General features: G+C 65.8%; 20 protein-coding genes and 1 riboswitch. Of the genes, 11 read left to right on the top strand and 9 right to left on the bottom strand.

Features of this window, described 5'->3' with window-relative positions:
• The first annotated feature begins 83 nt into the window (after positions 1 to 83).
• Positions 84 to 893, top strand: coding sequence for a 1-acyl-sn-glycerol-3-phosphate acyltransferase (locus GRZ55_RS02235; protein ID WP_169285244.1), 810 nt, complete (start codon positions 84 to 86; stop codon positions 891 to 893).
• Here the strand turns inward: GRZ55_RS02235 and GRZ55_RS02230 are convergent.
• Positions 859 to 1,398: a gamma-glutamylcyclotransferase gene (locus tag GRZ55_RS02230; protein WP_169285243.1), complete on the bottom strand. Its 540-nt coding sequence runs from the start codon at positions 1,396 to 1,398 to the stop codon at positions 859 to 861. The two genes, GRZ55_RS02235 and GRZ55_RS02230, sit on opposite strands and share 35 nt — an antisense overlap.
• A 116-nt stretch (positions 1,399 to 1,514) precedes the next feature.
• Here GRZ55_RS02230 and GRZ55_RS02225 point away from each other — a divergent pair, with 116 nt between their 5' ends.
• Positions 1,515 to 2,471, top strand: coding sequence for a DUF2125 domain-containing protein (locus tag GRZ55_RS02225; RefSeq protein WP_169285242.1), 957 nt, complete (start codon positions 1,515 to 1,517; stop codon positions 2,469 to 2,471).
• 269 nt (positions 2,472 to 2,740) lie between these two features.
• Here the strand turns inward: GRZ55_RS02225 and GRZ55_RS02220 are convergent, their stop codons facing one another.
• The 4 genes from GRZ55_RS02220 to hisC form a co-directional block, all read right to left on the bottom strand.
• Positions 2,741 to 3,070: a hypothetical protein gene (locus GRZ55_RS02220; protein ID WP_169285241.1), complete on the bottom strand. Its 330-nt coding sequence runs from the start codon at positions 3,068 to 3,070 to the stop codon at positions 2,741 to 2,743.
• Positions 3,071 to 3,233: 163 nt separating this feature from the next.
• The gene (locus GRZ55_RS02215) at positions 3,234 to 4,265 is read right to left on the bottom strand and encodes a TRAP transporter substrate-binding protein (RefSeq protein WP_210257179.1); all 1,032 of its coding nucleotides are present in this window, start codon (positions 4,263 to 4,265) and stop codon (positions 3,234 to 3,236) included.
• 118 nt (positions 4,266 to 4,383) lie between these two features.
• Positions 4,384 to 5,304, bottom strand: coding sequence for a prephenate/arogenate dehydrogenase family protein (locus tag GRZ55_RS02210; protein WP_169285240.1), 921 nt, complete (start codon positions 5,302 to 5,304; stop codon positions 4,384 to 4,386).
• A 2-nt stretch (positions 5,305 to 5,306) separates the two neighbouring features.
• On the bottom strand, positions 5,307 to 6,407 hold the full coding sequence (gene hisC / locus GRZ55_RS02205; protein ID WP_169285239.1) for a histidinol-phosphate transaminase: 1,101 nt from the start codon (positions 6,405 to 6,407) through the stop codon (positions 5,307 to 5,309).
• A gap of 92 nt (positions 6,408 to 6,499) precedes the next feature.
• A riboswitch (SAM riboswitch) is annotated at positions 6,500 to 6,577 on the top strand.
• Between the two features lie 68 nt (positions 6,578 to 6,645).
• On the opposite strand from hisC, the gene GRZ55_RS02200 reads away from it, so the two are divergent.
• A complete protein-coding gene (locus GRZ55_RS02200; protein ID WP_169285238.1) occupies positions 6,646 to 7,818 on the top strand; it encodes a homoserine O-acetyltransferase in 1,173 nt (390 codons plus the stop codon).
• On the top strand, positions 7,815 to 8,426 hold the full coding sequence (gene metW, locus GRZ55_RS02195; protein WP_169285237.1) for a methionine biosynthesis protein MetW: 612 nt from the start codon (positions 7,815 to 7,817) through the stop codon (positions 8,424 to 8,426). The genes GRZ55_RS02200 and metW overlap by 4 nt, the downstream gene beginning before the upstream one ends.
• Before the next feature lie 29 nt (positions 8,427 to 8,455).
• Here the strand turns inward: metW and GRZ55_RS02190 are convergent, their stop codons facing one another.
• Complete coding sequence (locus GRZ55_RS02190; RefSeq protein ID WP_169285236.1) at positions 8,456 to 9,103, bottom strand: DUF1028 domain-containing protein; 648 nt, start codon at positions 9,101 to 9,103, stop codon at positions 8,456 to 8,458.
• Between the two features lie 137 nt (positions 9,104 to 9,240).
• Between GRZ55_RS02190 and GRZ55_RS02185 the strand changes: the two genes are divergently transcribed.
• From GRZ55_RS02185 to GRZ55_RS02175, 3 genes are all read left to right on the top strand, one after another.
• Positions 9,241 to 10,290 (top strand): AbrB family transcriptional regulator, encoded by a 1,050-nt coding sequence (locus GRZ55_RS02185; RefSeq protein WP_169285235.1) that lies wholly within the window; start codon positions 9,241 to 9,243, stop codon positions 10,288 to 10,290.
• Between the two features lie 82 nt (positions 10,291 to 10,372).
• Positions 10,373 to 11,656 carry a glutamate-5-semialdehyde dehydrogenase gene (locus tag GRZ55_RS02180; RefSeq protein WP_169285562.1) on the top strand — a complete coding sequence of 428 codons (1,284 nt, stop codon included), beginning with the start codon at positions 10,373 to 10,375 and terminating at the stop codon, positions 11,654 to 11,656.
• A gap of 47 nt (positions 11,657 to 11,703) precedes the next feature.
• Positions 11,704 to 12,279 (top strand): nicotinate-nucleotide adenylyltransferase, encoded by a 576-nt coding sequence (locus tag GRZ55_RS02175; RefSeq protein ID WP_169285561.1) that lies wholly within the window; start codon positions 11,704 to 11,706, stop codon positions 12,277 to 12,279.
• Between the two features lie 87 nt (positions 12,280 to 12,366).
• On the opposite strand, the gene GRZ55_RS02170 is transcribed toward GRZ55_RS02175, so the two are convergent.
• From GRZ55_RS02170 to GRZ55_RS02160, 3 genes are all read right to left on the bottom strand, one after another.
• The gene (locus tag GRZ55_RS02170) at positions 12,367 to 13,014 is read right to left on the bottom strand and encodes a hypothetical protein (RefSeq protein WP_169285234.1); all 648 of its coding nucleotides are present in this window, start codon (positions 13,012 to 13,014) and stop codon (positions 12,367 to 12,369) included.
• Between the two features lie 194 nt (positions 13,015 to 13,208).
• Positions 13,209 to 13,769, bottom strand: coding sequence for a type 1 glutamine amidotransferase domain-containing protein (locus tag GRZ55_RS02165; RefSeq protein WP_169285233.1), 561 nt, complete (start codon positions 13,767 to 13,769; stop codon positions 13,209 to 13,211).
• Between the two features lie 76 nt (positions 13,770 to 13,845).
• Positions 13,846 to 15,846, bottom strand: a complete 2,001-nt coding sequence (locus tag GRZ55_RS02160) for an EAL domain-containing protein (RefSeq protein WP_169285232.1) — start codon at positions 15,844 to 15,846, stop codon at positions 13,846 to 13,848.
• 262 nt (positions 15,847 to 16,108) lie between these two features.
• Between GRZ55_RS02160 and rsfS the strand changes: the two genes are divergently transcribed.
• From rsfS to GRZ55_RS02140, 4 genes are all read left to right on the top strand, one after another.
• Entirely contained in the window at positions 16,109 to 16,480 is a 372-nt protein-coding gene (rsfS, locus tag GRZ55_RS02155) for a ribosome silencing factor (protein WP_169285231.1), read from the top strand.
• 28 nt (positions 16,481 to 16,508) lie between these two features.
• Positions 16,509 to 16,997, top strand: a complete 489-nt coding sequence (rlmH, locus tag GRZ55_RS02150) for a 23S rRNA (pseudouridine(1915)-N(3))-methyltransferase RlmH (RefSeq protein ID WP_169285230.1) — start codon at positions 16,509 to 16,511, stop codon at positions 16,995 to 16,997.
• A gap of 125 nt (positions 16,998 to 17,122) precedes the next feature.
• Entirely contained in the window at positions 17,123 to 18,499 is a 1,377-nt protein-coding gene (locus GRZ55_RS02145; RefSeq protein ID WP_169285229.1) for a murein hydrolase activator EnvC, read from the top strand.
• On the top strand, positions 18,489 to 19,817 hold the full coding sequence (locus GRZ55_RS02140; protein WP_169285228.1) for a S41 family peptidase: 1,329 nt from the start codon (positions 18,489 to 18,491) through the stop codon (positions 19,815 to 19,817). The genes GRZ55_RS02145 and GRZ55_RS02140 overlap by 11 nt, the downstream gene beginning before the upstream one ends.
• Positions 19,818 to 20,020 lie beyond the last annotated feature (203 nt).

Genomic DNA, 20,020 nt, shown 5'->3' with positions numbered 1-20,020 from the left:
GAAGATCAGCCTTGTCTTTCGGCGATATAGCTGTATCGAACCATCCGCCGGCGATCATTCTCCCGCTTGAAGACGGAAAACGCATGCTCTCGATACGCTCCCTTCTCTTCAACATCGCGTTCTATCTCAACACCATCGTTCAGATGATCGTCTTCACGCCGGTCTACTTCCTGTCACCGCGCAAGAAGGCCTGGTGGGTCGCGAAGAACTGGGGCCGCTCCAATCTCTGGCTGCAGAAAGTCATCGCGGGCACGGAAAGCCGCATAGAAGGGCTGGAGAACCTGCCCAAGGGCTCCTTCATCCTGGCGCCCAAGCACCAGTCATTGTGGGACACGCTCGCCTTCTATCCCTATCTCGACGATCCCGTTTACATCCTCAAGCGCGAACTGACCTGGATTCCGCTCTTCGGCTGGTATCTGATGAAGATGCGCATGATCGCCATTGATCGGGCCAGCCGTTCGAAGGCCCTGAAGCAGGCGATGGCGATCGGGCGCGAACGGATGGCGGAAGGCCGCCAGCTCATCATCTATCCCGAAGGCACGCGGCGCCCCCCCGGCGCGGAGCCGGCCTACAAATGGGGCATCGCAGAACTCTATGCCGGGTTGAACGTGCCTGTCGTCCCCGTTGTCCATGTCGCCGGCCTCTACTGGCCGCGGCGGAAGTTCTTTCGTTATCCCGGCACCATTCACGCCCGCTTCCTCAAGCCCATCGAGGCAGGACTGTCCAAGGACGCATTTCACGCCCGCCTGGTGGCGGAAATGGAGGCTGCGACCGACCAGCTGCTCATCGAGGCGGCCACGGGCCCAAACCCGCCGCCACTGCCCGAGACCGCCCGCAAGCGGCTGGCCGAGCTGGGTGTCAGCCTCCCGCGGGAGACCGTTGCGGCGCAATAAGCGCCGCGACCCGCTCCAGCCAGTGATCGCGGATGCGCATCGCCTCGAGATGGGCGACCGTGTTGATCACATACTCCTCGTTGGGGCCCGAGCGCCCTACCGCACCGGCGATCCGCATCGCGGCTTCCTCGGCGCTGAGATGCCCGGCATACTGATGGTGCTCCCGGTCGACCACGTAGCCCACCGCCGCGACATCTGCTCCCGATCGCAGGCGAACCGTGAGCTGCCTCTCTTCGTAGACATTGGTCACGAGCTCGCGTTCGCGCAGATAGGCCATGACCTCCTGCTTCAGGTCCCCCGGCACCCGGAAGGCCAGCCCGACGCAGGATCCGCCCTTGTCGAGGCCCAGCACCAGCCCGGGTTTCTCCACGCTGCCGCGGTGAACATGCGACGTCACGCAGAGCGCCCGGCGATACCCGAAAAGCCGCGCTCTCTGGGTCTCGACATGAGCGAAGCCCGGCCGCCACATCAACGACCCGTAGCCAAACACCCAAAAATCGCCCATATGCCCACCAGAGTGATTTGCGCCGGGTGAGGACGCCCGGCAGAGCACGAACGGTTAGCGAGCCCGCCACCATGGCGTCAAGCGACTCACAGAAGCCCCGTCGATTCGGCCATCGCATGATTTGGCTGGCGCTGGCGATCGCCGTCATGATCGCGGCCTATGTCGCCGGCTGGCACTACGTCGCCGAGCGCGTGCAGGCGGAAGTGACGGGCACCATCGCCGACGTCAACCGAGGCGGCCGGCGCGCCAATTGCGAGCAGCAAGAGATTCGCGGCTTTCCCTTCCGCATGGGAGTGTTCTGTCGATCGATCCTCTACGAGGATGCCCGGGCCGGCATCGGCTTCCAGGCACGCGGTTTTCGCTCGGCCGCCCAGGTCTATGCACCGCAACGCATCGTGGCGGAGCTCGACGGACCAGCCCTCGTGGAGTTCCCCGGCATCAATGCTCTCGATGTGAACTGGTCGAGCCTGCGCGCCAGCGCGCGCCTGGCGGAGCCGATCCCGGACCTGCTGTCCGTCGAGGTGCTGGACCTGCGCGCCGATCTCGATTCCGATCCGACCGAGAGCGCGGCACTGGTCGCGATGGACAGCGCGGAATTCCACATGCGGCCGAACGGCCCGGACCTTGATCTGGCCGTCCGGTTCGCAGGTCTGCGCACCGATCCTTCGGCAACGGGAGGCAACAGGCTTCCACCCATGCGCGGTCTGGCGGATCTGGCGATAGACGGCGCAGCCGGCGGCCTGCCGTCCGTGATGAATGGCTTGCGCGGAGTGTCGGGCACACTGCGGACGCTGACTGTGACGCTCGCCGACGACGGAGGCGCCCGCCTTTCCGGGCCCTTCGAAATCGGCGCGGACGGTCTGATCGATGCCAGGCTCGATATCACCGTGCAGAACCCCGCCGCCCTGGCCGCCACCTTGAGAGAGGTCTTTCCGGATTTCGCCAGCCAGATCCAGGCCGCCTTTACCGGCCTTGCCGCGATGGGCGACGAACCAACCCTGCCACTGGTCATCACGCGGGGCAACGCCCGACTGGGTTTCCTGGCCCTTGGCGAAATCCCGCCCCTCGAATAGGGCGTGCAGGACCAACAGACGGCCCGGCAGAAGCCGAACCGTCCGGTTGAGCCTGTGGGATCAGAACCCGAAATACTTGGACGCCGCGTACATCACGAGGATGATCACGGCGATGGATGCCCACCCGGTCAGGTAGGTCCATTTGCTTTCTTGTTTGTCCATCTGTGGTGCTCCCTGGACAAGGCGTGGGACACGCGCAGCCAGCCGCCACGGATGGTCGGGCGGCACAGCTTTGCGTCCGGTAAGGGAGCGGGACAGGCCCGCCCCGGTCACGAGGGAAGCGGATGGGGCGGCGCCCTGGGTGCCGCCGGGTTGGTCGCCGGGCGCCAGGGCCGCGACGGGACCGCATGTGCGACGGGCAGAGGGACGCCGATTGGGGAAGAAAGATGGACGATCGCCGACGTTTCGAGCCAGGCCCAAGGCGGACCGGCTGTGGCACCGTCATCCTCCCGGGAGCGCTGTTCCAGCGACTCGCGCGGCAGCACCAAGAGACCCTGGTCGCCGCTCTCGACAAGGACCAGAAGGTCAGCCGGCAGGGCGCGGGCGTGGGTGGGGCCCGCGTGCAGCCATGCCGACAGGACAAGAATGAGCGACAGCAAGGCCGCAAGCGGCCTCGATGGTCGAGCATTTGTCGAAAAGCGCATCATCCTGGACGTCGCCACGCAATAGGGAGCGCCATCAGCCGGCTTTCTGAGGCGGCAGAGAGGCAGCTGTCAAATGGCATGCCGCGCCCGCCGATACAAGCGGACGCGGCCAGATGCATCAATAGGCGGAGTCGCGCTTCTCCAGCTCGGCGATAAGCGCCGCTCGAACCTCGTCGGGATCCTTGCCGGCCCCACGCACCGCCTCGGCCCACCGTTCTTCGAGTTCCGCGGCAGCATCCCGCCAGGCCTGGACGTCATCTTCGCTGGGCACGATGACCTCGTGCCCCTCGCGTCCAGCGATCTGCGCGCGGCTCTCGTCTTCGGCGTCTTGCCAGCCGCCCGCCACGCGTTCCACCCAGTCGTTGGAGCAATGCGCGTCGATCACCGCCTTCTGGGCCTCTGACAGCCGGTCGTAGCTGTCGCGATTCATGGCCCAGACGAAGGTCGTGGCATAAAGCGGAATCTCCAGATGGTAGTGCACGGCATTGTCCAGACCAAAGACGAGGACCGAGTGCCAGGGGAAGGTCAGAGCATCCGCGATGCCGCGTTCGAGCGCGTCACGCGCCTCTGGAGCGGACACCTGGAACACCTGTCCGCCCAGGGCGCTCACGAAAGCCGCCATCGTGGCGTTGGCAGGACGGACGTTCATGCCGCGGACATCGTCCGGATGTCGGATCGGCACCTTCGAGTGGAACGTGCCGGGCGGATGGTGATGAGCGAGGCAGAGCCGCGTGTCCGCCATCTCCTCCTCGGCGTAGGCGCGGTACCAGGCATCGAGCGCGACCGAGCCGCCCCGCGCGTTTGCCACCATGAAGGGCTGCTCACCCGTGGCAATGATGGGGAACCGGCCGGGATGATAGCCCGCATTGACCAGCGCGAAATCTGCGATCCCGTCGCGGGCCATGTCATAGTGGTCGCCGGCCTGTCCGAGCTGCTGGCCTGGATAGATCTCCACCGTGATCGAGCCACCAGACGCCTCGTGGATGGCTTCCGCCCACGGCACGATGCCGCCGACATGCAAGGGATGCATGGGCGGCGTGAAGTGTGAGAACCGCAGGGTAACGGGCTCGTCCTCCGCGAACGCGTTAGCCGGCGACATGGCAGCGATGACGAGCGCAAGCGCGCTCGCTCCGATTGTCTTCCTGATCAAGTTCCCCTCCCGATTGAAATTCGCCAACAAAATCCTACACTTGGCAAAACAAGTGTAGGACGGGCGCCGCGACGTGGCAACGCCACGCTGCCATTGGCACAATCGAACGGGGGAAGCGCTACTTCTTCACGACGTGACGACCGAAGTCCGGCGCGTCGATCTCTTGGCCTGCCTCAATGATGGAGCGGCGCACTTCACGTGTGCGGGTGAAGAGATCGAAGAGCTTTTCGCCGTCGCCCCAGCGAATGGCCCTCTGCAAGGCAGAAAGGTCTTCGGAGAAGCGGGACAGCATCTCGAGTATCGCATCCTTGTTGTGCAGGCACACGTCGCGCCACATGGTGGGGTCGGAAGCCGCCAGACGGGTGAAGTCGCGAAAACCCGATGCCGAGTACTTGATCACTTCGGACTTGGTCACCGCCTCGAGATCGTCGGCCGTCCCGACGATGTTGTAGGCGATGATGTGCGGCAGGTGGGACACGATGGCCAGCACCATGTCGTGGTGCGCGGGGTCCATGATGTCCACCTTCGACCCGCAAGCGCGCCAGAATTCTGACAGCGCCTCGAGTTTACCCGTATCGGTATCCGGCAGCGGGGTGAGGATGCACCAGCGGCCCTGGAACAGCTCGGCGAAGCCGGCATCTGGGCCCGAGTGCTCGGTACCCGCGATCGGGTGGCCCGGTATGAAATGGATGTCGGCCGGCAGATGCGGCTCCATTTGGGCAATCACCGACGATTTGGTGGACCCGACATCGGAGAGGATGGCGCCGGGTTTCAGACTGCCGGCGATCTGCTGGGCCACGGCGCCGGACGAACCGACAGGCACGGAGATCACCACCAGATCGGCGTCGCGGACGGCGTCGCCGGGGTCTTCGAAATAACTGTCGCCAAGGCCCAGTTGCCGCGCCCGTTCGAGCGTCGTGCGGCTTCGGGTAGAGATCGCGACATGCTCGGCCAGGCCATTCTGTCTGATGGCATGGGCGAGCGACGAACCGATCAGGCCGATGCCGACCAGCGCGATGCGCTTGAAATGAACCGACATGCTCAGGCCTTCAGGAAATCCGAAAGGGCGGCCACGACGCCGCGATTCGCCTCCTCGGAGCCGATGGTCATGCGCAGGGCATTGGGAAACCCGTAGCCGGCGACACGGCGCAGGACGTAGCCGGCCTGCTGCAGATGGCGGTCGGCGGCGTCGGCGGCGCGCGCCGGATCGCCGTCGGGGAAATGGATCAGAAGGAAGTTCCCGACGCTTGGCGTGACGGTGAGGCCAAGCTTCGTGAATTCCCCGGTCAGCCAGGGCAGCCACTGCTCGTTGTGCGCCACCGCCTTGTCGACATGCCCGCGGTCGCGAATAGCCGCGGCACCTGCCGCGATCGCCATGGAATTCACGTTGAAGGGACCACGCACGCGGTCGAGGACGTCGATGACGTGAGCCGGTGCATAGATCCAGCCGATGCGCAGCGCCGCAAGCCCGTGTATCTTCGAGAAGGTTCGCGTCATCACGACATTCTGGGCCTGCGAGACGAGTTCGATGCCCGATTCATAGTCGTTGCGACGCACATATTCGGCATAGGCGGCATCGATGACCAGAAGCACGTTCGCCGGCAGGCCAGCCTGAAGGCGGCGCACCTCGCCGAACGGCAGATAGGTACCGGTCGGATTGTTCGGGTTGGCGAGGAAGACGATGCGGGTGCGATCGGTAACCGCTGCGAGAATGGCATCGACGTCGGCGTGAAGGTCCGTTTCCTTGACCACGACAGGCTTGCCTCCGGCAGCCAGCGTCTGGATGCGGTAGACGAGGAACCCGTGCTCGGTGAAGATCGCCTCGTCGCCCGGCTGCAGATAGGTATGCGCGAGCAGGCCGAGAAGCTCGTCCGAACCGTTCGAGCAGAGGATGTTGGAGGGATTCAGGCCGTGCACCTCGGCGATCGCCGCACGCAGGGCATTGGAAGCCCCATCGGGATAGAACTCCATGTGGTCCAGCTCGTTGCGAGCGGCTTCGATGGCTGCCGGCGAAGCGCCAAGGGGACTCTCGTTGGAGGAAAGCTTCACGCTCTTGCGGCCAGGCTCGCCATGACCGCCCGGAACATAGGCCGCGATCTCCATCACACCGGGACGCGGGGCAGGACGGAGCAGCTCGTTCATGGCGAAATTCCTGTCGAGATGGGGTTCGGCGAAGGGCGAAATGCTCTAGCATCCTTGGCCGTTGACGCAAAGTGGGTCGCGGCGTAAAAGCGGGCTTCACCCGTGGTGATTTGGCCGGTCGGCTTGCAGCCACGTTAAACAAGTCGCTAAAGGACCGATTGATGTCCGGGACCGGCGTTGCGCTGAGCAAGCCGGTCTTTTGTCTTTTCGGACCCGATCGGCCCGTTGGAGTAGGTCGATGGCGGTCAAGACGGCCCCGCAATCACATGAGCAGGCGAGCGATCCATCGAGCCTTGTCATTCGCTTCGGACCGGACGAACCGCTGAAGCTCGAGGCAGGCATCGATCTGGCCCCCTTCCAGATCGCATACCAGACCTATGGCGAACTCAACGATGCCCACTCCAATGCCGTCCTCGTCTGCCATGCGCTGACGGGCGACCAGCACGTCGCCAATACGCATCCTGTGACCGGCAAGCCGGGCTGGTGGGACGCCCTCATCGGGCCGGGCAAGATCGTCGACACGAACCGCTTTTTTGTCATCTGCACGAACGTCGTTGGCGGGTGCCTGGGATCTACCGGCCCCGCTTCGACCAACCCGTCGACCGGTCGCCCGTACGGTCTGGATCTCCCGGTCATCACCATCCGCGACATGGTGCGTGCGCAAGCCATGGTGATCGACCATCTGGGCATCGACCGCCTTTTTTGCGTGATCGGCGGCTCGATGGGCGGCATGCAGGTACTGGAATGGGCCGCTAGCTACCCCGAGCGGGTCTTTTCGGCTCTGCCGATCGCCACAGGGGCGCGCCACACCTCGCAGAACATCGCTTTTCACGAAGTGGGTAGGCAAGCTGTCATGGCCGATCCCGAGTGGTGCGCAGGACGTTATCTCGAAGCAGGCAAGCGCCCCGAAAAAGGGCTGGCCGTCGCGCGCATGGCCGCCCACATAACCTATCTTTCCGAGGCTGCGCTGCACCGCAAGTTCGGCCGCAACCTGCAGGATCGCGAGCGCCTGACCTTCGGCTTCGACGCCGATTTTCAGATCGAGAGCTACCTGCGCCACCAGGGCATGACATTCGTCGACCGTTTTGACGCCAACTCCTACCTCTACATGACGCGGGCAATGGATTATTTCGACCTCGCTGCCGATCATGGCGGGCGACTGGCCGAGGCTTTCCGGGGCACGACCACGCGTTTCTGCCTGATTTCGTTCACTTCGGACTGGCTCTTCCCGACAGAAGAGAGCCGGCGGGTCGTCCACGCGCTGAACGCAGCCGGTGCGTCCGTTTCCTTCGTCGAGATTGAGACCGACAAGGGGCACGATGCGTTCCTGCTCGACGAACCGGAGTTCCATGGTGCGGTGCGCGGCTTCATCACAGCGGCGGCGCGTGACCGAGGGATACTGGAAGCATGAACGGCACCGGCTCACGCGTCGATTTCCAGCTTATTGCCGACATGATCGCGCCCCGCGCCCGCGTGCTGGACGTTGGCTGCGGAGAAGGCGAACTGCTCGAATTGCTGCGGGATGACCGTCAGGTCGACGGTCGCGGCATCGAGATCTCGCAGGAAGGCGTCAATCGCTGCGTGGCACGCGGCCTCTCCGTCATCCAGGGCGATGCGGACCACGATCTGCGTTACTATCCGGATCGTGGCTTTGACTACGTGATCCTGTCGCAGACGATCCAGGCGACGCGCAATCCGAAGACGGTTCTCGAGGAGTTGCTTCGAATCGGCGACAAGGTGGTCGTGTCATTCCCCAATTTCGGTCATGCGCGCCTGCGTCTTTCGCTGTTGTTTCGCGGCCGGATGCCCGTGACCCGTGATCTGCCATATTCCTGGTACGACACCCCCAACATCCATTTCTGCACCATCCGCGACTTCATGCTGCTCTGCGACGAAGTCGGCGCGACCGTCGAGAAGGCGATTGCGCTCGACGGTACCGGACATGAGATCGCGCTCTCGATGCCCTGGTGGTTCTGGAATCTCTTCGGACAGCAGGCGGTCTTCCTGCTGCGAAGATAGCGGGGCATGCGCCGAGCGCGCTGAAGGACTCAGCCGTCTGATCGCTTCGGCATCTCCAGGATGTGCGGATAGAGATCGCGACCGAAGATCGCATGGACCCGGCGCAATTCGGCCACCGGGTCATCATGCTCGTCGATGCGAACATCCCAAAGCGGGTATTCCTCGCCGTCGACAACAAAGATCGTGGCCGAGCGTTCCCTCTTCTTGTCGCCGCCTGCAACATAGCCGGCCGCCAGCGCGTCGACGAGGCGGTCGGCAAGCCGGAGTTCAGACGTGGCAAGCAGCGTTTCTTCGAGCGCGTCCAGCACGTGTTCACCCTCGAGCCGGTTGCCGAGAACGCAATAGCCTTTGCCGGGGCGATGGCCCGCCCAGGACAGGCACTCCGTGCCCGTATGCGCGGCGACACCCCCCATGCGGTCGATCACGGCGAACTGCCGCCTCTCGATTTCAGGGTCGTCCTGCTTGAGCCTGTCGACCACCTGGCGGGCGTCAAGACCGTCGCGGAGTTCCGCGATCCCATCGATACCGAGATAGGGATTGACGAGCGCCTGCGTTGCGACGGCGCCAGTCCGCGGCCAGGCATGGGTCAGGAATTTGCCCACGGCCGGCATCGCCGTCATCGCGCCGACGCCAAACTGGCCCGTCCGCTCGCATTTGGCCACGATGGAGAATGTCATTCCCTGTCCTTTCGAATGGCAGCCTTTCCAAGCTGCCGCTTGTGCTGTCGAAACGCCCGGCCCTATAAGCAGGCCAGCATGAAACGCATGACCTTATCTTCCGATCCCTCTGTCACAGGCGGCAAGGCCGCATCCCGGTGCTGATCCTGGGTCGCTACGCGCTTGCCCTGGCCATCGGCGCGCTCGGTGGATGGGTGTTCATTCTGCTTGAAATTCCGTTGGCGTGGATGTTGGGGGCGATGACCTTCACCATGGTGTGCGCTATTATGGGCGCGCCGGTCGCGGGGCCCGAACCGCTGCGCGGGCCGACCGTCTCGATCCTCGGCGTGCTGCTGGGCTCCGGCTTCACCCCCGACGTCATCGCCGACGCGCAGACCTGGCCGCTGACGCTGGCCGGCCTCCTCCTTTTCGTGGCGATCGCCGGCGGCGCCGCGGTAGTCTTCCTGATCAGGGTCGGCGGCTTCGACCGCACGACGGCCTATTTCTCCGCCATGCCGGGCGGCCTCTCGGAGATGCTCCTGACCGGCACCGCCATGGGCGGCGACGGCCGCAGGATCGGCCTCAGCCACGCCGCGCGCATCTTCTTCGTGGTGCTCTCCATCCCGCCGCTGCTGGCGCTGTTCGGTTATCCCGTCGACACCGTCTCGGTGGGCAGCGACGTGCCCGGCATCGCCGAGACCTCGCTGACAAGCTGGGTCTGGCTGATCGGCTGCGCGGCCGGCGGCATTCTCATCGGCAAGGTGCTCCGCCTGCCCGCCGCGCCCTTTCTCGGGCCCATGGTGGCCAGCGCGCTGATCCACGCCACGGGTCTCAGCGATTTCGAGACCCCGGCCGAGCTCATCGTCCTGGCCCAGCTCATCCTGGGCACCATCGTGGGATGCCGCTTCGCCGGCGGGACCGTGCGCGAGGTCGGCCACATCCTGCTGCTGTCGATCGGCGCCACGATCATCATCCTGGCGCTGACGCTGGTCTTCGCCCTGACCCTGGCGGCCATCAGCCCGCATAGTTTTCCCGCCATCCTGCTCGCCTATTCGCCGGGCGGCCTGGTCGAGATGAACCTGGTGGCGCTGGCACTGAACATCGAGATTTCCTTCGTGGCCGTCCACCACATCGTGCGCGTGGTGGCGGTGATGTTCTTCGCGCCCGCGCTGTTTGCCTGGTACCGCCGGCGCGAATCGGGTGGCTGACCGCCCCGCGATTGCGGCATTGCCCCGATCTGGACTATGTAGGGGCCAACGGCGGGCGACCGCCGAAGCGGGAGTGAAGATGATGCTCGACAGGGTCGCGGACGCAAACGACGTCGCCGCAATGATGAACGCGATGGGCGCGCAGGCGCGCGCCGCAGCCCGCACGCTCGCCATCACCCCGCCGGAGACCAAGACAAGAGCGCTTGGCGCCATGGCGCGCGCGCTGCGTGGCTCTACCGGCGATATCATCGCCGCCAACGAAAAGGACATGGAAGCGGGACGAAGGGCCGGGCTCTCCGACGCGATGCTCGACCGGCTCAAGCTGACGGGCGAGCGCATCGAGGCGATCGCCGCGGGCGTGGAGACCATCGCCGCGCTGGACGATCCGGTCGGCGCGGTGATCGCCGCCTGGGACCGGCCGAACGGCCTGAAGATCGAGCGCGTGCGCACGCCGCTGGGCGTCATCGGCGTGATCTATGAAAGCCGCCCCAACGTGACGGCCGATGCGGGCGCGCTGTGCCTGAAGGCCGGCAATGCCGTGATCCTGCGCGGCGGATCGGATTCGGCGCATTCATCGGCCGCCATCCATGCCTGCCTGGCGCGCGGGCTGGAGGAGGCCGGGCTTCCCGCCGAGGCGATCCAGTATGTGCCGACGACCGACCGGGCGGCCGTGGGCGAAATGCTGAAGGGGCTGGCCGGCAATCTGGACGTGATCGTGCCGCGCGGCGGGCGCGGCCTGGTGGAGCGCGTGCAGACCGAGGCCCGCGTGCCGGTCTTTGCCCATCTGGAAGGCCTGTGCCATCTCTATGTCGATGCCTCCGCCGAGCTCGACATGGCGGTGAAGATCGCGGTCAACGCCAAGATGCGGCGCACCGGCATCTGCGGCGCGACCGAAACGCTGCTCGTCGACCGCGCGGCCGCCGCCACGCATCTGGTGCCGATCCTGTCGGCGCTGGCCAAGGCCGGCTGCGAGATCAGGGGCGATGCCGACATCGTTGCCGCCTTTCCCGCCGCCAGGCCGGCTGCCGAAGAGGACTGGTCGACGGAATATCTGGACGCCATCCTCTCGGTCCGCCTCGTCGACGGCGTCGGCGGCGCGATCGACCACATCGCCCGCTATTCCTCGAGCCACACCGAGGCGATCGTGGCCGAGGACGAGATGGCCGTCGCCCGCTTCTTCAACGAGGTCGATTCCGCCATCCTCCTGCACAATGCCTCGACGCAGTTCGCCGATGGCGGCGAGTTCGGCATGGGTGCCGAGATCGGCATCGCGACGGGCCGCATGCACGCCCGCGGTCCGGTGGGCGTGGAACAGCTGACCTCCTTCAAGTACCGGGTCCACGGCACGGGCCAGACGCGACCTTGAGAGGCGACGAAACCGCCGCGGATCTGCCGCCCCAGCCCTACCTGCGCATGCCGCATGTCGAGAAGGGCATGGCGGTGGGCCTGTTCGGGGGGTCGTTCAACCCGCCCCACGAGGCGCATCGGCTGATTGCCGAGACGGCGCTGAAGCGGCTGGGACTCGACCGGCTGTGGTGGATGGTGACGCCGGGCAACCCGCTGAAGCGGCGATCGGAGGCCTCGCTGGCCAGACGCGTGGAGATGAGCGTGGCGCTCGCCCGCCATCCGCGCATCGACGTGACCGCCTTCGAACACCGCCATGCCGTGCGCTACACGGCCGACACGATAGAGATCATCCTGGCGCGCAATCCCGGCGTGCGTTTCGTCTGGATCATGGGGGCCGACGGCCTGGCCGACTTCCACCGCTGGCAGCGCTGGCGCCAGATTGCCGAGACCGTGCCGATCGCCGTGCTCGATCGCCCGGGCGCCAGCATGGCGGCCCTGAACGCGCCGATGGCGCGCAGCTATGAGCGCTTCCGTCTGGACGAGAGCGACGCGAAGCTCCTGCCCTCCCTGCGCCCGCCCGCCTGGACCTTCATCCACGGCCCACGGTCGACCCAATCGTCGACCCGGTTGCGCGGCGGGTAGTTCGGGCTAGCCTGGCGCGCGCCTCTCCGTCTCGGCTGGGTTACGGCGGGCCTCACCCCACATCGGGGAGGAAATGACAGTGCCCCCTCACCCCGCCTCCATCCGGCCCTCCTGACGCAGGCGGGTGGTGAAGGCGTGGGCGGGGTGGTGGATGTCGTAGTCGAGTTCCGAGAGGCGGTGGTGCTCCTCGCCGAGTTGCTCGAGCAGGTCCTGGACGCGCAGCAAGGAGGCCGGGTCTTCCCGCGGCGACGATCGCAACTCCTTCCGGACGGCCGCGCCCAGCATGGCGAGATGATTGCCCACGCGATGGTTCAATTCCAGGAGCAGCGCGTCCTTCTCCCGCGTCGCGCGCTCCACCGCGATGCGCAGCTCGCGCTGCTGGCGCTGGGGGGACGGCAGGAGGGCGATTTTCGGCAGCGCCATCGAGAGCGCGATGGCGGTGGCAACCGACACGATCGCGGTCACGACGTGGATCGAGGCCCGCCATTCCAAGAGGGCCGAATTGTTCAGCGCGCCGGCGAAATGGATCAGATGGGTGGCACCGCAGGCGAAGATGAAGAGGACGAAGGCGATCCACAGAGCGGGATAGGGCAGATCCTCGCTGCGGTTGCGGAAGACCCACAGCATCGCCACCGGAATCGAGAAATAGGCGAGCGCGATCAGGAGGTCCGAGCCGACGATGAGACTGAACAGCCCCTCATTCGTGGTGCAGAGACTGATGAGATAGTCCAGCATGTCGTTCCTCCGCCGGCGCCGACTTCAAGCGGCTTGCCCGGCCCCTGGAATGTGCACCAGAATCGGGGCGAAAGAAACGGCAATGGCGGCGCGGAGGCCGGGCAATGCGCCGATATCCGCCGAAAAATGGAGCATCGCGCAAGCGAAGGGACGGTGCCGGGCACCGCCCCTTGCCTTCGCGATGGGTCCCGGCCTCAGGCGGCGCGCCGCTCGTGCCGACCCTCGGCGATCTCCTCGGCGACCTTCGCGCAGAAGGCGTCGAGATCGTCCGGCTTGCGGCTGGTGACCAGACCCTGGTCGGTGACGACCTCGCTGTCTTCCCAGTTGGCGCCGGCATTGACGAGGTCGGTCCTGATGGATTTGTAGGAGGTGACGTTGCGGCCCTTCACGATGCCGGCTTCCACCAGCAGCCACGGACCGTGGCAGATGGCGCCGATCACCTTCTTGTCGGTCCAGAAGGATTTTACGAAATCGACGGCCTTGGGCTCCACGCGCAGAAGGTCGGGATTGATCTGGCCGCCCGGCAGGACGAGCGCGTCGTAATCGCTGGCGCCGACCTGGTCGAGCGTGCGGTCGACCTTGACGGTATTGCCCCAGTCCTTCTCGTCCCAGCCGCGGATTTCGCCGGCCTCGAGCGAGACGACGTCGACCTCGGCACCGGCCTCGGCGAGCTTCTTCAGCGGCACTTCGAGCTCGGACTGCTCGAAGCCATGGGTGGCGAGAATGGCGATCTTCTTTCCGGAAATATCGGTCATGTCAGGAAACTCCGTTGACGGTTGTTCCGCCTAACGGACGAGACGACGGCGCGTTCCGAAATGTGAAATCGGGGGTTCAGGCCGTACGCCGCAGGCCCAGTTCCGCCGCTTCCATCGGACCCGGGCGACCCAGCAGATAACCTTGCGCCTCGTCGCAGCCCTCGGCGACGAGAATGGCGAACTGCTCCTCGGTCTCCACGCCCTCGGCCAGCACGGGTGTTTTCAGGCTCTTGCCCAGCGCCAGGACCGCGCGGATGATGGCGCGCGCCTCGCCGCACTCGCCGATTTCGCCCATGAAGGAGCGGTCGAGCTTGATGCGGTCGAAGGGGAAGGAACGCAGCGTGGCAAGCGAGGAATAGCCGGTGCCGAAATCGTCGATGGCGATGGTGATGCCGAGCGAGCGCAGGCGGCGCAGGATGTCGATGGCGCGCATCTCGTCGCGGATGATCGAGGATTCGGTGATCTCGAGCTCGAGGCGGGCGGGCGACAGGCCGGACTCGATCAGGATTGCGTGAACCTTGTTCGGCAGGTCGCGATCGGCAAGCTGGACGGCGGACAGGTTGACGGCGATCTTCTCGCCGCCCGCCCAGCTGGCCGCCTCGCGGCTGGCTTCGCGCAGGACCCATTCGCCGATCTCCACGATCTGGCCGGTTTCCTCGGCAAGCGGGATGAAATCGGCCGGCGGAATGAGCCCGAAGCGCGGATGGCGCCATCTCAAAAGGACCTCGTAGCCCACGACGGCGCCACGAACAGCGACGCTGGTCTGGACCTGATAATGCAGGAGCAGCTCGCCGCGCGGGATGGCCAGCCGGAGGTCGGCGGCCAGGTCGCGCCGCCGGCGGGCGACCTCGTCCATGCCCGCCTCGAAATAGCAGACGGCGCGCACGGGGTCCGTCTTTGCCCGGTACATGGCCAGGTCGGCATTGCCCACCAGCCGGTCGGGATTGGTGCCGTCGTCGGGATAGATGGAGATGCCGATGCTGGCGCCGGGCGCCAGCGTGTAGCCGTCCAGCTCGACGGGGGCAAAAAGGGCCGCCTCCAGGCGGGACACGAATTCCTCGAGCTCGCGGCGTTCGGCAAACGGCTTCAGCGCGGCGAATTCGTCGCCGCCGATGCGGGCCACGAAGCCGTCCTCATCCATCAGCCCCGCGAGCGTGCGGCCGATCTGGCGCAGCACCGCGTCGCCGACCTCGTGGCCGCGGGCATCGTTGATCTCCTTGAACTTGTCGAGATCGATCCCGATGATGGCGAGCGGGCGCCGCGCCAGGCGCGCATGCTCGATGTCGCGCAGGATCCGGTCGGAGAAGCTGGCGCGGTTGGGCAGGCCGGTCAGCGTGTCGCTGAGCGCCATGTGCCGGAGCCGCACCACATGCGCCTGCGAGACGCTGGAATCGATCAGGAAGCTGGTGACCCCGGTGCCCACGATGAGCAGCGCGACACCGGCGACGGCAACCGCCATGGCGGTGCCCACCGACGGATCCGCCAGCGTCGCGCCGGTGACGAAAGGCGTGATCGAGACGGCGGTCATGCCGGTGAAGTGCAACGAGACAGTCGCCAGGGCCAGAAAGGCCAGGCTGACCAGGGAATGCGCGCGGCCGAGCGAGACCAGCGCGGCGATGGCGAGCACCACGCAGAGCACCAGAGAGGCGGCGACATAGTTCATGTCCCACGTCACCAGCCCGTCGACGCGGTAGGCCAGCATGCCGGTGTAGTGCATGGCCGGGATGGCAAGGCCGAGCACCACGCCGCCCAGCCCGACAACGAGCAGGTGCCGGGCGAGCGCCAGCGTGAAGGCGAGCGCCGCGCCGACGATGACGATGACCAGCGACAGGAAGGTGAGGATCGGGTCGAAAACGACCGGGGCGGGGCTGTCATAGGCGAGAATGGCGATGAAATGCGTGCACCAGACCGCGGAACCAGCGGCCACCGCCGCCAGGAAGGTCCAGCCCGCCTGCTGGGCCCCGCGCCGTGAGCGCGCGCGGCGCAGGAGTTCGATCGTCACGAAGCCGCCCGCGACGCAGACGAATGCGGCCAGCAGCACGATCATCGGATCATGCGCATACGCAATGCAACTCACCACCTGCATCATGAGATTATGCCCCCCGGTCCCCGCAATCGTTTCTTGTTTTGGCGCAGAATACCCGCGAGGCGAGATTCCCGTTTACCCGGCGGAACATAGGCAGGCCGGATTTCATTTGAGTTAACCGCGCATTGTAGGGCCCGCCCGTCTTGAAACGACCATGCGACTCTGCCTATCTTCGGTGTCGCGGCTTGAGCCGCTCGCCTGTTCTTGAAGGAAAGGAACCACGCTGAGAACAGCATTGCAGAAGAAGGCCGATATGCCTTCGCCGGCCGGGATAAGCTCGGAAGCGTCCCGCGCCCTCGAAACCGTCCTTGCCAGTCTGGACGACTCCAAGGCCGAAAACATCGTCTCCATCGACATTCAGGGCAGATCGAGCCTGGGCGACCACATGGTGGTGGCGTCGGGCCGTTCGCATCGTCATGTCGCGGCCGTCGCCGACCATCTGATCAAGGCGATCAAGGATGCCGGCCTCGGCATGCCGCGCGTGGAAGGCCTGTCGAATGCCGACTGGGTGCTGATCGATTCGGGCGACATCATCGTCCATGTCTTCCGGCCCGAGGTCAGGGAGTTCTACAACATCGAGAAGATGTGGCAGATGCCCGATCTCGATGACGAGACCCTGCACTGAGACCGAGGGCTGAAGCCCGGCACGTGCGATGAAGGTATCGATCTTTGCCGTGGGCCGGATGAAGTCCGGCCCCGAGAAGGAATTGGCCGACCGCTACGCCGAGCGCTTCGCGCGTGCAGGCCCCGCGCTCGGCCTCGATTTCGCGGGCATGGCCGAAATTCCCGAAAGCCGGCGCCAGAGCGCGGCGGAACGGTGCCGGGAAGAAGGCGCCGCGGCGCTGGGCCAGCTGGCCGACAAGAAGCTCATCCTGCTCGACGAAGGCGGCCGCAACCTCGGCTCGGAAGCGCTGGCCCGGATGATCGGCCGCTGGCGCGACGACGGGGTGCGCGAGATCCAGTTTGCAATCGGCGGCCCGGACGGGCACGATCCCGAATTGAAGCGGAAGGCGGAACTGGTGCTGTCCTTCGGGGCGGCGACCTGGCCGCACCAGATCGTGCGCATGCTCCTTGCCGAGCAGCTCTACAGGGCGGCGACCATCCTGTCGGGACATCCCTATCACAGGGGCGGGCAGGGCTGAGGCCGGAGCGCCGCAAAAGACGGGGCGGGCGCCTCATGGTTGATGATTGCTTAACGGGTGGCGGCTAGGCTTGCCTCTTCGCCGGCTCGTTCGGCCCGAAAACACGTTTGTGCGACAGAAAACCGATGCATCTTCTCCGCAGCGCGAGATCGTCGAAGGCCCGGGCCGGACTGGCCGCGCTGGCGCTGTGCCTGTCGCTCGCCGCCGGGCAGGCGGCTCTGGCCAGCGACGCGGACGAGCTCGAAGCACGGCGCAGCCAGACTTTGGACGAGCGCGCGCAGATCGTCGACCGGATCGCTCTGTCGGAGGAGCGCATCGGCGAATTGTCGGCCGAGATCGAGGCGCTGCAGAAGGATCACGAGACGCTGACGGCAGCGCTGCTGCGCACGGCCGATGCCGAACGGCGTCTGTCGGCGGAGATCGAGCAGCGCGCCGAGCGTCTCGAGGAACTCGGCGCACAGCGCGATTACGTACGCGGATCCCTCCTGGCGCGCCGCGAGGTGCTGGCCGAGGTGCTGGGGGCGCTACAACGGATGGGCCGCAACCCGCCGCCCGCCATATTGGTCCGTCCCGACGATGCCCTGTCTTCGGTGCGCAGCGCCATCCTGCTCGGCGCGGTGGTGCCGGAACTTAGGGCCGAGACCGAGGTGCTGATCGCCGATCTGAACGAATTGTCGCGGCTGGCAAGCTCCATGGAGACGGAGCGCACGCGTCTGGTCGTCGCGATGACCAGCCAGATCGAGGAACGCCAGCGCATGAACCTGCTCGCCGAGGAGAAGCGCCGGCTGCAGATGCGCTCCGAGGCGCAACTGGCGCGCGAACAGGAGCGGGCCAGCGAACTGGCGTCGGAGGCCGGCAGTCTCGAAGAATTGATCGCCTCGCTGGAGAGCGAAATCACGTCGGTGCGCGAAGCTGAAAGCGCGGCCGCGGCAAGGGCGGAAGCCGAAAGACTGGCCGAGGCCGAGCGTCTCGCCGCCGAGCTCGGGACGGCGCCGGCCGCGGCGCCGGAGGACGAACCCGAGATGGCGGCGGCCTCGCAATTCGCCGCAATCCCTTTCGCAGCGCTGTCCGGCCAGGTGCCGCTGCCCGTGCACGGCCAGATCGTGGCACGTTTCGGCCAGGACGACGACGTCGGCGGCCGGCTCGGCGGAGACATTGTAAAAACACATTCCGGGGCAATCGTCACTGCTCCGTCGGATGCCTCGGTGCTCTATGCGGGACCCTTTCGTTCCTATGGTCAACTCTTGATCCTGAATGCCGGCGGTGGTTATCATCTGGTTCTGGCTGGCATGAGTAGAATCAGCGTCAGGCTTGGGCAGAGCGTTGTGGCTGGGGAGCCCATCGGCGCGATGGGGGAAGCCAGGGTCGCAAGCATCGCGACTTCGGGCGATGAAGAATCCGGTCCGGAACTCTACGTCGAGTTCCGCAAGGAGGGAAAACCCGTCGATCCGGCTCCCTGGTGGGCGGACCGCAATTCTGTAAGGGCAGGAAATGATACGTAAGGCATCTCTACTTATCGCCGGCGCACTGATGGGCGCGTCCGCCATGAGCCTCGTTCATGGCTCCGTGGGCACGGCCGCGAACGCCGCCAGCTCCGACACCTACAGGCAGCTCGCCATTTTCGGCGACATTTTCGAACGCGTGCGGGCGCAGTACGTCACCCCACCCGAGGACGCCAAGCTGATCGAGAGCGCGATCAACGGCATGTTGACGTCGCTCGATCCCCATTCCTCCTATCTCAATCCCGATGCCGCCCAGGACATGCGCGTGCAGACCCGGGGCGAGTTCGGTGGCCTCGGCATCGAGGTCACGATGGAAGACGACCTGGTGCGCGTGATCTCCCCGATCGAGGACACGCCAGCGGCACGGGCCGGTGTCATCGCGGGCGACTTCATCGCCGAGATCGATGGCGAGGAAGTGCGCGGCATGACGCTCTCTGACGCGGTCGACATGATGCGCGGCGAGGTCAATACCCCGATCGAGCTCACCATCATCCGCGAAGGCGCGGAGGAGCCGATCAAGCTGACCATCGTGCGCGACGTCATCAAGGTTCGGGCCGTCCGGTTCAGCCTCGAAGACGATATCGGCTACATCAAGATCAACTCCTTCACCGAGCGCACGACCGACGACCTCAAGGCCGCCATCGAGCAGATGAGGAAAGAGGCCGGCGACACCGATATCGAGGGCTATGTGCTGGATCTCAGGCTTAACCCGGGTGGCCTGCTCGACCAGGCGGTCAATGTCGCCGATGCCTTCCTGGATCGCGGCGAGATCGTTTCGACGCGGGGCCGTGACCCGCGCAACGTGACGCGGTTCGATTCGCGCCCGGGCGATTTGATCGACGGAAAGCCCATCGTCGTCCTGATCAATGGCGGCTCGGCGAGTGCCTCCGAGATCGTGGCCGGCGCGTTGCAGGACCATCGTCGGGCGACCGTCGTGGGCACCAAGTCCTTCGGCAAGGGCTCGGTCCAGACGATCATCCCGCTGGCCGAGAACGGCGCACTTCGCCTGACGACGGCGCTCTACTACACGCCGGCCGGCACCTCGATCCAGGCTCGCGGCATCCTGCCCGACATCCGTGTCGAACAGCCGGTGCCGGAGGAACTGCTCGGCCGGGCGGTCAGTCGCGGCGAATCCGAACTCCGTGGCCATATCGTCGGCGCGGAAGAGGACGAGAACGGCTCCGGCTCGTCGGCCTACGTACCGCCGGACAAGGAGGACGACCTCCAGCTCAATTACGCGCTGGATCTCCTGCGCGGCCTGGAGAGCAATCCGGCCTTCCCGCCGAGCCCCGACAGGGCGTTGCTGAACCAGCAGTAGCGTAATCGCGTAACTTCGGCCGGGTGACACGACCCGGCCGCCAGGAACCTTCACGCCGGCGACCGGATGCAGACATCCGGTGGCCGGTTTCGATTCTGGGGCGACCGAACGGTCGGCCCGACCTGTCGGATGGGGACGTGAGCACGGGGACCGAAGGCGAAAGGGATATCAATCGCCCGCTTGGGCAGTCCGGTCGTCCCGCA

Origin of the sequence: Chelativorans sp. ZYF759 (genome assembly GCF_012911015.1) — a bacterium.
Taxonomy (GTDB): domain Bacteria; phylum Pseudomonadota; class Alphaproteobacteria; order Rhizobiales; family Rhizobiaceae; genus ZYF759.
This window is presented reverse-complemented; position numbering and strand designations above follow the sequence as displayed.

Excerpts from the sequence above, each read along its gene's own strand:
- GRZ55_RS02235 (WP_169285244.1), top strand. The coding sequence starts at position 84 with ATGCTCTCGATACGCTCCCTTCTCTTCAACATCGCGTTCTATCTCAAC.
- GRZ55_RS02230 (WP_169285243.1), bottom strand. The coding sequence starts at position 1,398 with ATGGGCGATTTTTGGGTGTTTGGCTACGGGTCGTTGATGTGGCGGCCG.
- GRZ55_RS02225 (WP_169285242.1), top strand. The coding sequence starts at position 1,515 with ATGATTTGGCTGGCGCTGGCGATCGCCGTCATGATCGCGGCCTATGTC.
- GRZ55_RS02210 (WP_169285240.1), bottom strand. The coding sequence starts at position 5,304 with ATGTCGGTTCATTTCAAGCGCATCGCGCTGGTCGGCATCGGCCTGATC.
- hisC (WP_169285239.1), bottom strand. The coding sequence starts at position 6,407 with ATGAACGAGCTGCTCCGTCCTGCCCCGCGTCCCGGTGTGATGGAGATC.
- GRZ55_RS02200 (WP_169285238.1), top strand. The coding sequence starts at position 6,646 with ATGGCGGTCAAGACGGCCCCGCAATCACATGAGCAGGCGAGCGATCCA.
- metW (WP_169285237.1), top strand. The coding sequence starts at position 7,815 with ATGAACGGCACCGGCTCACGCGTCGATTTCCAGCTTATTGCCGACATG.
- GRZ55_RS02190 (WP_169285236.1), bottom strand. The coding sequence starts at position 9,103 with ATGACATTCTCCATCGTGGCCAAATGCGAGCGGACGGGCCAGTTTGGC.
- GRZ55_RS02180 (WP_169285562.1), top strand. The coding sequence starts at position 10,373 with ATGCTCGACAGGGTCGCGGACGCAAACGACGTCGCCGCAATGATGAAC.
- GRZ55_RS02175 (WP_169285561.1), top strand. The coding sequence starts at position 11,704 with ATGCCGCATGTCGAGAAGGGCATGGCGGTGGGCCTGTTCGGGGGGTCG.
- GRZ55_RS02170 (WP_169285234.1), bottom strand. The coding sequence starts at position 13,014 with ATGCTGGACTATCTCATCAGTCTCTGCACCACGAATGAGGGGCTGTTC.
- GRZ55_RS02165 (WP_169285233.1), bottom strand. The coding sequence starts at position 13,769 with ATGACCGATATTTCCGGAAAGAAGATCGCCATTCTCGCCACCCATGGC.
- rsfS (WP_169285231.1), top strand. The coding sequence starts at position 16,109 with ATGCCTTCGCCGGCCGGGATAAGCTCGGAAGCGTCCCGCGCCCTCGAA.
- rlmH (WP_169285230.1), top strand. The coding sequence starts at position 16,509 with ATGAAGGTATCGATCTTTGCCGTGGGCCGGATGAAGTCCGGCCCCGAG.
- GRZ55_RS02145 (WP_169285229.1), top strand. The coding sequence starts at position 17,123 with ATGCATCTTCTCCGCAGCGCGAGATCGTCGAAGGCCCGGGCCGGACTG.
- GRZ55_RS02140 (WP_169285228.1), top strand. The coding sequence starts at position 18,489 with ATGATACGTAAGGCATCTCTACTTATCGCCGGCGCACTGATGGGCGCG.